At 39.2% G+C, this 12,127-nt stretch carries 10 protein-coding genes; 9 read left to right on the top strand and 1 reads right to left on the bottom strand.

What is annotated here, in order from left to right; genetic code table 11:
- Positions 1-307: 307 nt before the first annotated feature.
- The 5 genes from M5U24_RS03540 (at position 308) to M5U24_RS03560 (ending at position 3,648) form a co-directional block, all read left to right on the top strand.
- A complete protein-coding gene (locus tag M5U24_RS03540; RefSeq protein ID WP_261341085.1) occupies positions 308-559 on the top strand; it encodes a DUF4258 domain-containing protein in 252 nt (83 codons plus the stop codon).
- Positions 559-771: a type II toxin-antitoxin system MqsA family antitoxin gene (locus M5U24_RS03545; RefSeq protein ID WP_099324271.1), complete on the top strand. Its 213-nt coding sequence runs from the start codon at positions 559-561 to the stop codon at positions 769-771. Before M5U24_RS03540 ends, M5U24_RS03545 begins: the two co-directional genes overlap by 1 nt.
- A 1,213-nt stretch (positions 772-1,984) precedes the next feature.
- Positions 1,985-2,266 carry a UPF0175 family protein gene (locus M5U24_RS03550; RefSeq protein ID WP_099324270.1) on the top strand — a complete coding sequence of 94 codons (282 nt, stop codon included), beginning with the start codon at positions 1,985-1,987 and terminating at the stop codon, positions 2,264-2,266.
- Positions 2,263-2,745, top strand: coding sequence for a DUF3368 domain-containing protein (locus tag M5U24_RS03555; RefSeq protein ID WP_099324269.1), 483 nt, complete (start codon positions 2,263-2,265; stop codon positions 2,743-2,745). Before M5U24_RS03550 ends, M5U24_RS03555 begins: the two co-directional genes overlap by 4 nt.
- 534 nt (positions 2,746-3,279) lie before the next feature.
- On the top strand, positions 3,280-3,648 hold the full coding sequence (locus M5U24_RS03560) for a GxxExxY protein (RefSeq protein WP_099324268.1): 369 nt from the start codon (positions 3,280-3,282) through the stop codon (positions 3,646-3,648).
- 637 nt (positions 3,649-4,285) lie between these two features.
- On the opposite strand, the gene M5U24_RS03565 is transcribed toward M5U24_RS03560, so the two are convergent.
- Positions 4,286-6,169: an IS1634 family transposase gene (locus M5U24_RS03565; protein ID WP_099324133.1), complete on the bottom strand. Its 1,884-nt coding sequence runs from the start codon at positions 6,167-6,169 to the stop codon at positions 4,286-4,288.
- Between the two features lie 331 nt (positions 6,170-6,500).
- On the opposite strand from M5U24_RS03565, the gene M5U24_RS03570 reads away from it, so the two are divergent.
- The 4 genes from M5U24_RS03570 to M5U24_RS03585 all read left to right on the top strand — a co-directional run bounded on the left by M5U24_RS03570 (position 6,501) and on the right by M5U24_RS03585 (position 10,654).
- Positions 6,501-6,761 carry a UPF0175 family protein gene (locus M5U24_RS03570; RefSeq protein WP_099324267.1) on the top strand — a complete coding sequence of 87 codons (261 nt, stop codon included), beginning with the start codon at positions 6,501-6,503 and terminating at the stop codon, positions 6,759-6,761.
- A complete protein-coding gene (locus tag M5U24_RS03575) occupies positions 6,751-7,242 on the top strand; it encodes a DUF3368 domain-containing protein (protein ID WP_099324266.1) in 492 nt (163 codons plus the stop codon). The genes M5U24_RS03570 and M5U24_RS03575 overlap by 11 nt, the downstream gene beginning before the upstream one ends.
- Positions 7,243-8,706: 1,464 nt before the next feature.
- Complete coding sequence (locus M5U24_RS03580; protein WP_164994683.1) at positions 8,707-10,011, top strand: nucleotide sugar dehydrogenase; 1,305 nt, start codon at positions 8,707-8,709, stop codon at positions 10,009-10,011.
- Positions 10,012-10,414: 403 nt separating this feature from the next.
- Positions 10,415-10,654 carry a hypothetical protein gene (locus tag M5U24_RS03585; RefSeq protein ID WP_164994684.1) on the top strand — a complete coding sequence of 80 codons (240 nt, stop codon included), beginning with the start codon at positions 10,415-10,417 and terminating at the stop codon, positions 10,652-10,654.
- Positions 10,655-12,127: the final 1,473 nt, after the last annotated feature.

A 12,127-nucleotide genomic window follows, 5' to 3' on the forward strand; every position in this document is an offset into this window, starting at 1 on the left:
TAAATATGTTTTTAATTTGCTTTTCTTTGCGTACACTATTTCCATGAAGGCAGGCTTTGTTGTGCAGTAATTACTAAATTGGATGTTGTCTGTTATTTGATTTTTGGGATTTGTTATTTGGAATTTACCCGTTTGTGTCTTAGTCCCTTCGTGGCAAAAATAATTACAAAGAATACTTAAAAAGATGTGGGCTGAATTTTGTTTTCTATATTCAAGGTCTGAGCCCAAATACTTTTAATATATTTATGAATATTCTGAGTCTTGCAGGCAAAGTGCAGAAAAGAGGATTTTAGTTCTTCCTCATGCTGTGAGACAAATGTCACGTCCTGATAGAATGATAAGCATGGCTGAAGTTTGCCTTGCTATCGGAAATGGAGAACTGGTAGAAGATTATCCGGAAGATGTTCGTGGCCATAGTTGTCTTATTCCTGGTCAGGGAGAAAGCAATCGTCCAATACATGTTGTCTGTTCACCGAAAACAGAATATCCGGCCGTTATTACTGCTTACCTTCTAAGCGAGCAGGAATGGGAAGAGAATTTTAAAAGGAGGAAACTATAATGAAATGTATGTATTGTCAAGGTGAAATGGAGCGGGGAACTGCACCTTTCCACATTGATCGTAAAAGCTATCATCTGATGTTGGATACTATTCCTGCCTGGGTGTGCGCGCAATGTGGCGAAGTATACTTTGATGAGGCAGAAGCAGATACAATCCAACAGATTATTCGTGCTGTAGACGAAAAAACTGAGAAAATGTCTGTCTCTGTGTAAATATATATGCTCTATTTATCTTTAACTTATTAACCTTAACCTGAAAATGTATTAACCCTGACAGGGTTTAAATCCCTGTCAGGGTTGTTTCTCGTATTAGGCATTTGAATTATAAAGGGCTGGTAACTATTCAGCGTAATCTATTAAACTACCGAAGCACAACTCGTTCTCAAACCTTGTACTGAACATAGTGAAGTATCTGTTTGGGAACGTAATGGCAATGGAAACTACATTCGCGGGTTCAGGTTTGTAACCTGAACCAAACGTTTTATACTTTCAATTCAGCCTTCTATTAGCAGAACAAATGACAAATAAATTCCAGGTTCCAAACAGGGATTTTGTGATTTGGGCATTGGAATTTTACCGCAGTACATGGCCCCATTATACGCATAAACTCATAGGTTCAGGTTACAAACCAATGTCATTAAGTTAAGAATTATTGTAACACTTTGGTTTAAAAAAAACGTATTACCGATAAGCTCCGTAGGAGCAACCTGTTTGTAGTAGATAGGATACCATAACAGATATTAGCTCCGTCAGGAGCGGCCTGTCTTCCTGTCAAGCATATACAGGCCGCTCCTATGGAGCTATTTACCTGTTGAATTTTATTGCGCTACAAACAGACCGCCCCTAAAGGGGCTACATTGTTTTTTATATCCCCTTGGATTTTTCAAATAACTAAGGTGTTAAGAATTATTTTATTAAAAACAACCCCCTTTTTCCTCCTTTATTAAGGGGGACTTTTCTGGCAGGTTGCTTAACTTAATGACATTGGGTTACAAACCTGAACCTGCGGGGAGTCGTGTAATGTTTACGCTAAATAGTTACAAGGGCTGATCCTGTCTATCTTTTATTCACGGCTAAAATATGTTTATGATCTGCTTTTCTTTGCGTACACTATTTCCATGAGGGCAGGCTTTGTTGTGCAGTAATTACTAAATTGGATGTTGTCTGTTATTTGATTTTTGGGATTTGTTATTTGGAATTTACCCGTTTGTGTCTTAGTCCATTAGTGGCAAAAATAATTACAAAGAATACTTAAAAAGATGCGGGCTGAATTTTGTATTCTATATTCAAGGTCTGAGCCCAAATACTTTTCAGAAGGAGGGATTGACAATGGAGTTATTGCATAAGATAGAAGTTCTCAAGGATACTTATCCCGACGAGGCTGAGTTGGACCTATTTTTTCTATTTTTCATAAGGAGATGCCGAAATGTTGGTAAAAAAGATGGAACTGTCCGTTGCTGAAGATATATTACTGGCTCTAAATGAAAAGCCGGCAGAGTTCCTTAAAGATGTGAAAATATTTGCTGCCATCAAGTTCTTTGAAATAGGTAAACTATCCTTGGGAAAGGCTGCTGAATTGGCAGAGATGAGCAAATTAGATTTCATGGAATTGTTATCCAATAACAAGATATCTGTGTATAACTACCCACCGGAAGAACTGGAAGAGGACTTACGCAGTATCCAAAAGGCAAGGGAAGCCTTAAGATGAAGGCGGTAATCAATTCCACACCACTCATCTCCCTGGCTATTATTGACAGATTGTCTTTGCTGGATGAACTTTTTGAAGAAATATATATCCCTAACGCCGTTTTTAAAGAGACAACGAGGAAAGGGAAACGAAAGGCTTCTGTCATTGAAAAATGGGGGGAAAACAGGAAGGCGGATGTTTTAGACATTAAAGCAAAGACAGCACTTGGGTTAATCATTGATGAAGGAGAGGCAGAGGTAATCGTCCTGGCTCAAGAAAAGGATATCGGCCTTGTTATTATAGACGAGGATAAAGCCAGGAAGGTCGCTAAATTGAATGGACTCAATGTCACCGGCACCATAGGAATTTTGTTAGATGCAAAGAAGCAGGGAAAGATTCTGCAATTAAAGCATTCTCTTGATAAGCTGTTAACTGAGGGAATCTATATAAGCGAATATCTTTATGATAATGCGCTTTTACTGGGGAAAGAAAAAAGATAAAGCTTGGAGTTTCTCAGTCTATCAATACCGAAATCGCAAATGAGCGATGAGGAAAGAGTCCGAGACTTTCAGCGTAAACTATATCGAAAAGCCAAACAGGAAGAAGAGACCTACGATATTATCTTTTCAGGAGATTGACGAGATATTATAAGAGGAAAAGTCAGCGCAGGAGCAAGCTCTATAATCGAGGAGCGTTTAAGGAATTAGTCAATAGATATGGGCTAATAGACCCGACAAAATATGTTTCTGTCAGACAACCTGTGAAAGCTTAAGAAGAAGACTGTCGGAAAGCCGTGTGCGGGAAAATCGCATGCACGGTTTGACGAGGGGGGCAGATGATAAGTATATGGCGGAGATATGGTGGCACTGGCGGGAAACCAGCCAGCAAACAGAGAAAACAAACTTCTGCCTAAGTTCTTGTCGTCTGGTTTCTACTCTACTGTACATCCGTAGTTATTTATAAGAGGTTATAAAGAAATTTTTATCAGTGTTCATCAGTGTTCATCCGTGGTTAACATAAGGAGTTAAACTGACATGGAATTATTAGAAAAAGATTTAACTGAGAAAATTATTGGTGCATGTTTTGAGGTTTCAAATGAGCTCGGAACAGGTTTTCTTGAAAGTGTATATGAAAAAGCATTAACTATTGCCCTTTTTGACAAGAAGATAGATGCAAAAGCGCAGGCGCCACTCAAGGTATTATTTAGAGGCAAAGTAGTTGGAGATTTTTATACAGATATCCTCGTTGAGGACAGAGTTATTATTGAATTAAAAGCAGTCAAAGAACTAAGCCCCCAACATGAAGCACAACTAATAAACTACTTGAAAGCAACAGGGATAAAAATAGGTATTATAGTAAATTTTGGCAACCCGAAGCTCGAATGGAAAAGATTAGTGTACTAAAATTTAACCACGAATTCACTTGGCGCGGCCTTTGGCCGCAACCAAATTCGAAATACGAATATCTAAATACAAAACAATTTCAAATGACAAAAACTCAATACTCCAAACTTTACGTAGGCATCATTTAATTAATGCCTTACGTTTGTGCAGCTTGAAAAACGAGCATAAAAAACAAGAAGTTGATGGATTGTAGTACGGATGAACACGGATCAATATTATCAACCTCTTTAACCGAGTTTCTCAGAGTTCATCTGTAGTTATTTATAAGAGGTTATAAAGAAATTTTTATCAGTGTTCATCAGTGTTCATCCGTGGTTAACAAAGGTATTATAGTAAATTTTGGCAAACCGAAGCTCGAATGGAAAAGATTAGTGTACTAAAACTTAACCACGAATTCACACGGATGAACACGGATCAATATTATTAACCTCTTTAACCGTGTTTCTCAGAGTTCATCTGTAGTTATAGTCAAACAAATAAGGTTTTCGAAAAATTTACACCTCCCGTCCCTTCTATAAAGAGGGAATTAAGGGGCGTGCTTGTATCCCATGTTCCGGAAAGAAATTACTAAAGTCAAATTTGGCAAACACTTATAAACATTGATTCTGCGACTACATGTCTTTTGGAAGTCTTTTAATTACTGGCCGAAAACAACATTGGACATTCCAAGTTTTTCCAATAGCATTTGTGTGACGGCGGGAAGTTTCACGGCTTTCTTTAAGGTTTCACCGGTATTTTTAGCCTCAAGAGTGGCGATATCTATATCTTTGAACGGCGCATAGAGTTCCTTTGAGTTTAAAAAATCTTTTTCTCCTATTGCCTTTCGTTGGTTTGATAGATAACGGTTTATAAAATATGCCAGGATGCAGATAGTATAGACGGCTTTAACATGTGCCTCGGTATTGACAAAGAAGGGCCTGATTTTTAAGAACGATTTTACATTTTTAAAGACATCTTCTATTTTTGTCTTGTCCCGATAGGCTCTAACTATAGATTGGGGTTTTGCTTTAAACGCACCTCCATCTTCCCGTTCTGTATGGTTAGTGATAAAAACACATACGCCATCCAACAATCTATCTGCGGCTATAACATCAGTTAACAGCTTGATTTCTATTTTGAAACTTTTGACGGATTTGACCTGCCCGTTTTTCAGTCTATGGGTAACGGTGATGGACGTCAGAACAGGGTCTTCGAAATATTTATGAATCTTTAACCTTTTCAGCTCATCTACAATGCGGCTCTTTGTTGCGTCATATTGCCGGTCTCTTTGGGCATTTTTAAGGTTTTTATTCTCTTCTTTGAGATAATCCTTAAAAAAGGTTATTTTCTCGTCTCTATTATTGCGGTCTTCTATAAATAAAGTGGGATTAAAACCGGTAATAAAACGCTTGTTTCCTATGACGCCATTGTCATGGTAGTATAATTCATCATCATAGTTTAAAAACCCTTGCGGGATAGGTATATCGGAGGCGTCCTTATCTTCTATGGATAACCCATTAAGAGACTTTAAACTGACACCGCAAGAGGGTATCTGATTTCTATCCAATGCCGAGATGTATTTGAGTTTGGCTTCTTCTATCAAATTGGCATTGTCCTCAGAGATTATGCCTCTGTCAAATACAAGGGTGACGTTTTTATCAGTCAATTTGAATCTGGTTTTACAGGCATTGATATTCTGTTTGAGGGTTTTTACCTCAGCGGTGTTCCCGGGGAATACATCCCATTTGAAAGGATATCCCTCAGAGTTGATAAGAACACCCAGTAAGACCTGCCGCCTGCCATGACACTCTATTTTGCCCTTGCCAAATGCCGATAGATCACAGTTATATCCCACAAAGTAGGAAGTAGTTAGGTCGTAGTTGATAAATTTATAGGATTCCGGACGTTTCCAGAAGGTTTGGTTAAAAAGGTGGTTCTCTATAGATATTTTGTTTTTGTGTATTTTATCTAATTCATAATAGATTTTATCGTCATTTAGGCCTGAAAGATCAATTTTAAGAATGTCCTCCAGCGCGCTCTTTTTCGCCCAATGAGGAATGGAATAATGAGAACACGGATCGGTGCACCTGTTAATAGTCAGTATCTTTGCAATCATATTGGTAGGAAGGGCGCCTGCAGTGACATCGTAGTCAAAAGCCTGATCAAGCTGCCACTGGTTCCACAACTCATTAACAACGGCTATATCGAGATATGCCCTGCTTTCCAGGACTGCAACGTCTTTGAGCTGAGTCTGCAATTGATCTGTGTTTTCAACTGTTTTACATATCAGTTTGATTTGCTCGGCTTGAATATCGGAAAGTTTCCCGATGGGCCAAAGTATTCTTTTTCTGACCTTTTTGCCATCCCTGTAGGATTCGGCAATAGAGTAAGATTTATAGGTTTTCCCTTTGTATTTAGAATCGCTATAAGTAAGGTGCATAATGTAGTCCCAATATTCTTTGACTACACTATCATTAATAAAATATTTTGTCAAGTCAGTATTTATAGGGTTATAAAGGATTTGTATTAATAAATAGGCCATTTATTCTGCGACTACATATTATTTTGAATTTGTGGAAACCCGCTTAAAATAAGGATTTTGTTGAAATCTTTCCGGAAAGGGGGTTGTATAGTATGCTTAGTCAAATAAATCTGTTTTTAGAAAGCCATTTTATTGCCAAATTCCTAAAATCATATTTGTTTGGCTATATTTATAAGAGGTTATAAAGAAATTTTTAGCAGTGTTCATCTGGTGGCAAAAATAATTACAAAGAATACTTAAAAAGATGCGGGCTGAATTTTGTATTCTATATTCAAGGTCTGACCCCCAAATATTTGCTTGACAAACCTTGTTGGAAGAGGAGATAAAATTAATGAAAGAAAATGTACTTACTATAAAATATTCAGATGATGTCCTGCTCTCTCTTAAGGAAACCAGAGAAGAGTTCGAAGATGAAGCAAGATATCTTTTAGCATTAAAACTTTATGAGCTTGGCAAAATATCTTCTGGTAAGGCTGCAAAGATGGCTGGTCTGAGCAGGGTTGAGTTTTTGATGAGATTAAAAAAATACAAGGTTTCTCCATTTCAGATGGATTTGGAAGAAATACTAGAGGAAGCCAGAAGTGACAGATAAAGGAATCGTGGTCAATACATCTCCTTGGATTGCCCTTTCAATATGTGGTCAGATTCCGTTACTTGAAAAGCTTTATACGGACGTTTGTGTCCCACTGCATGTCAAAGAAGAGATTATGGCTGGTGGAAGAAAAAGTTTTGGCGTTTATGAACTGGAAACTTGCGAATGGGTAAGAATTGAAAAAGTTCACGATATTGAGAAGATAAAATTGTTGTATGAACTGGAGCAAGGTGAGGCAGAAGTTATCATCCTGGCAAAAGAAAAAGGTATCCAGCATGTGCTGATAGACGAAAAGATTGCAAGACTCCAGGCAAAAGTTTTAGGACTTAAGGTGATTGGGACACTAGGCGTACTGTTAATGGCCAAGAAAAAGGGACTGCTTAATTCAATAAAACCAGCCATTGCCAAGATATTGGGAAACGGTATTTGGATTAGAGACGAAATAGTAGTTGGGATATTACAAGATGCAGGAGAGGAATGAAAATTATTGTTCTGCTAGTTATTAAGATTGTCAGCTTGTTCAATTGGTAGCCAAAGTAAAATGTATTATGGAAAAGTTGTAATTTCGTAATTATTTGGGATTTGTTTCTATCTGTGTTAATCCGGTACGCCAAGAAGCGTATATATATCAGTTGGTGCAAATCCAACCCGCCAATTGACCGTTCGGGCGGTAGTGAAAGAGGCAGAAAGCCTCACGGGAGGACGTAAACAGCGATGAATACGTTCGAGTTCCCTGTAGCGAGCAGTCAGACCGTAGTGCAAGCGAACACGCAGGCTTAGTTACGCTAAAAATACGATAGATGAGCCTCCCAGAGAGGGTGAAATCTGTAATCGCATAGGTAGCAAGAGACAAACGGTAGAACTATGCGGTGTCGTCGGAGTTGAGAGTGACGGTATGACTGTAAAAGGTATATAAATGAACTTGGGAGGTCTCATTATTCAGGTTGATGACCGTAACGCATACTATCAATACCGAAATCGCAAAAGAGCGATGAGGAAAGAGTCCGAGACTTTCAGAGTGATTAGCGGGATAATTAACATAAAAATACCATGATGAATAAAATTTGTCAATAAAACAAGTTAGCGCTTATGCCCCTGCACCCCCGCCAGCGGGGGACATAGTTTGAACAGGTACATTCCCGATTTTTTGTAAATTTTGGCAGTAATTTTTCATGGCTATACGCTAACTCATTACCCATCCCTTGCCCCTCTCAAGAGGGGAATACTTGGAGTCCCCTCTTGAGAGGGGTAAGGGGCGGGTTCTCGTTATAATGAATAATTTTGAATGCTATCTCCATGAATTTACACACATTCAAGTAAAATATCAGTCAACGGCTTTCTTTTCTACAAAAAATCGGGAATACACCCATTGCCGACTGCCAGGTTTATGCTGTATCCGTTAACTGGTTACAGAAGCTATTCATGTAACTGAGAGGGACGAAGTCCCTGTAAATTAAATCAGCAGGTGCGACAGCCTGCCTGTTGGCAGGTATGTAAGTGAATGCATATGATCAATAGAGAAATTATTTGAGATTTGTGAGTTGTTTTTTATCGTAACACTTTATTTTTTTGAAAAATGTATTACCTATAAGCTCCGTAGGAGCAGCCTGTTTGTAGCAAAATAGAATATTATAACAGATCGTAGAGACAGGTTTGAAACCTGTCTCTGCAATTAGGAGCGACCTGTCTCTTGTAAATCCATATAAACAGGTCTGCCTGAATACGGACAGGCCGCTCCTACGGAGCTATTTATTCTATTGAATTTTATTGTGCTACAAACAGACCGCCCCTACCGGGGCGACATGGCATTTTTTCTATCCCATGAATTTTTCAAAAAGCTAAAATGTTATTTTTTATATGTATTTATCCTTGCCCGCATTGCATAAACCCGCACTGCACTTTTGACTATATCTTTTGTAATCGCGAGGCTAAAACAAAATAACCTATGGAACTAATCGAAAAAATTAAATCAAAGAAGTCGCATATTGGTATCATCGGACTCGGCTATGTTGGATTGCCTCTGGTCATTGAATTCTGCAAGGCCGGGTTTCAGGTTACAGGCTTCGACATTGATCCAGAAAAAGTAACATTACTGCACCAGGGGAAAAGCTATATTAAACATATTAGTTCTTCGCTTCTCACTCCTCACTTTTCACAGTTCACTCCGACAACAGACTTTAGTCAGTTATTGGCTATGGACTGTATCATCATCTGTGTCCCGACGCCGCTGAACAAATACCGGGAGCCTGATATGTCATACGTCTTTAACACAACGAAGACCATTGCCGGCAATCTTCGCAAGGGACAGCTTATTGTCCTTGAATCCACTACATATCCCGGCACTACAGATGAGGACATGAGACCTATGCTTGAGGAGTCGGGGTTAAAAACGGGTGAGGATTTTTATCTTGCGTTTTCACCGGAGCGGGAAGACCCGAACAATAAAGATTTTTCAACAAGGACAATCCCGAAGGTGGTTGGCGGTTATACGAAGAATTGTCTTACCGTTGCACAAGCCCTTTATGATTCGGTAGTTGTAAAGACCGTTCCGGTATCTTCAACAAGAGTTGCAGAAGCCACAAAACTCCTTGAGAATATTTACAGATCCGTGAACATAGCGCTGGTGAACGAACTGAAGATGCTTTTTGACAGGATGGGGATTGATGTATGGGAAGTCATAGAGGCGGCGAAGACAAAACCCTTTGGATTTCAGGCTTTTTATCCCGGCCCGGGTCTTGGTGGACATTGCATACCTATAGATCCTTTTTATTTGACCTGGAAGGCGAGGGAATACGAGTTTTCCACCCGGTTTATAGAGCTTGCAGGGGAAATAAATACCAACATGCCTTATTATGTGGTTCAAAAGACTGTTGAGGCGCTCAATGAAAATGGGAAAAGCATTAAGGGCGCAAAGATTTTAATCCTGGGACTTTCATATAAAAAAGACATAGACGATACCCGTGAATCTCCATCGCTGAAGATCATGGATCTTCTTGGTGAGAAAGATGCCCATGTTGACTACAACGACCCTTATATACCGGTTATACCAAAAACGAGGAAATACTCATTTAATAATTGTTCAGTTCCTTTACATGCAGAGACGCTTGCGAAATATGATGCGGTTGTTATCGCAACAGAGCATGCTGATTACGACCCTGATTTCATTCTAAAAAATTCACAGCTTATCGTTGATACGAGAAATTTAATTAAGAATCATACGAATCATTCTGATAAGGTAAAAAGGGCGTAAAAGGGTAGTAAAATTTAGCTACGGATATACTTGGCGCGGCCTTTGGCCGCAACCAAATTCGAAATACGAATATCTAAATACAAAACAATTTCAAATGACAAAAACTCAATACTCCAAACTTTACGTAGGCATCATTTAATTAATGCCTTACGTTTGTGCAGCTTGAAAAACGAGCATAAAAAACAAGAAGTTGATGGATTGTAGTACGAATAAGCACTGATAAAAGATATTGAGTAAAAATAACTTTGGCAAGTCGTAACTATTCAGCGTAATTTATTAAACTACCAGAGATCAGAGCGCAACTCGTTCCCAAACGGGAGCATTCCCGATTTTTTGTAAAAATATCATTAGCAGGGAGGGGAAGAGGAAGAATAGTAACACAAGTATCCAGTTTGAGGGTAAAATGCCACAAGCAGGATGCTTGTGCTACAATGTACAATTAGTTAACCAAAAATCGGGAATGCGCCTGTTGTTCAAACTATGTCCCCCGCTGGCGGGGGTGCAGGGGGTGGACTGGATTTCTCCATCGATTCAACTACCACTTTATTATGAAAACAAATTTGACCCTCTTTCCCACGCTCCGCAGGCTGGTCAAATGGACAATTTTATCCTGTTTCGTGACATGCATTCCCGCAGAACGTAGGAATGAGAAGAAAAACTTATGGCTATTCATATTATAAACCTCCCAGATTTCCTCCGCAGACAATTCCACCCCCTTAATCCCCCGCCAGCGGGGGACAGGCTTGCAGCATTGTTTTGCCCCAATCACACAAACGGTTACAAAAAATCGGGAATGCTCCTTTCCCAAACCTTGTACTGAACATAGTGAAGTATCTGTTTGGGAACGAGCCGTGTATCGTTTACGCTGAATAGTTACGCAACGGAAGCGTTCCAGATTCTTTGCAAAAAAAGCAATCAGTAGGGGTTAATAGTAACGTAGAAACAGGTTTGAAACCTGTCTCTACCGCTTGAAAATGAAAGAAACAACCCTGACAGGGTTAGTCAAACAAGATGTTTTACGATACAATACCTGTCAGCCGACATGCAGGTGCGAATATCTGCAAAAAAGGTAACACTTTAGTTTTTTGAAAAATTCTAACAGTAGTGATGTTTGCCGCATAGTGTAAGGGTGAATCATTTGCTGTAAATTGTAATAAATGTGTTCATACCCAAACTGGCAAAAGCTTCGCCCTTACTTTTTCAAAAAACTAAAGCGTTACCAAAAAGGCACCCTAGAAGTTCTGAAATACTCTTTTTAAATTGCCTGTGTACAATTAGTACACCAAAACCGGAAGGAAAAATCGGGAATGCGCCTGTTGTTCAAACTATGTCCCCGCTGGCGGGGTGCAGGGTGGACTGGATTTCTCCATCGATTCAACTACCACTTTATTATAAAAAAAAATTTGACCTCTCTTTCCCACGCTCCGCAGGCTGGTCAAATGGACAATTTTACCCTGTTTCGTGACATGCATTCCCGCAGAACGTAGGAATGAGAGAAAAACTTATGCTATTCATATTATAAACAGAATTCCTCGCAGAACGTAGGAATGAGAAGAAAAACTTATGGCTATTCATATTAGCAACCCCTTCCCAGATTTCTCCGCAGACATATTCCACTCTCTGCAAGGGGACAGGCTTGCAGCATTGTTTGCCCCAATCACAACAAACGAGTTACAAAAAAAATCAGGTAGTGCTCCTTGTCCCAAACCTTTGTACTGAACATAGTGAAGTATCTGTTTGGGAACGAGCGGTTTATGGTTTACGCTGAATAGTTACGCAACGGAAGCGTTCCAGATTTTTGCAAAAAAAGCAATCACGTAGGGTTTAGAATAGTAACGTAGAAACAGGTTATTGAAATCTACCGCTACCGTGAAAAAAAGAAACAACCCCTGACAGGGTTAGTCAACAAGATGTTTTACGTACAATACCCCCAAGAGGAAAAATAAGCACTGGTTAGTTTTTTGAAAAATTCTAACAGTAGTGATGTTTGCCGCATAGTGTAAGGGTGAATCATTTGCTGTAAATTGTCATAAATGTGTTCATACCTAAACTGGCAAAAGCTTCGCCCTTACTTTTTCAAAAAACTAAAGTGTTACCAAAAAAGGCACCTTAGAAG

This window comes from Candidatus Kuenenia sp., from assembly GCF_027493735.1.
In the GTDB taxonomy this organism is placed as follows: Bacteria; Planctomycetota; Brocadiia; order Brocadiales; family Brocadiaceae; genus Kuenenia; species Kuenenia stuttgartiensis_A.

Coding starts and splice junctions, on each gene's coding strand:
- M5U24_RS03555 (WP_099324269.1), top strand. CDS start 2,263: ATGAAGGCGGTAATCAATTCCACACCACTCATCTCCCTGGCTATTATT.
- M5U24_RS03585 (WP_164994684.1), top strand. CDS start 10,415: ATGCCACAAGCAGGATGCTTGTGCTACAATGTACAATTAGTTAACCAA.
- M5U24_RS03570 (WP_099324267.1), top strand. CDS start 6,501: ATGAAAGAAAATGTACTTACTATAAAATATTCAGATGATGTCCTGCTC.
- M5U24_RS03565 (WP_099324133.1), bottom strand. CDS start 6,169: ATGGCCTATTTATTAATACAAATCCTTTATAACCCTATAAATACTGAC.
- M5U24_RS03560 (WP_099324268.1), top strand. CDS start 3,280: ATGGAATTATTAGAAAAAGATTTAACTGAGAAAATTATTGGTGCATGT.
- M5U24_RS03545 (WP_099324271.1), top strand. CDS start 559: ATGAAATGTATGTATTGTCAAGGTGAAATGGAGCGGGGAACTGCACCT.
- M5U24_RS03550 (WP_099324270.1), top strand. CDS start 1,985: ATGTTGGTAAAAAAGATGGAACTGTCCGTTGCTGAAGATATATTACTG.
- M5U24_RS03580 (WP_164994683.1), top strand. CDS start 8,707: ATGGAACTAATCGAAAAAATTAAATCAAAGAAGTCGCATATTGGTATC.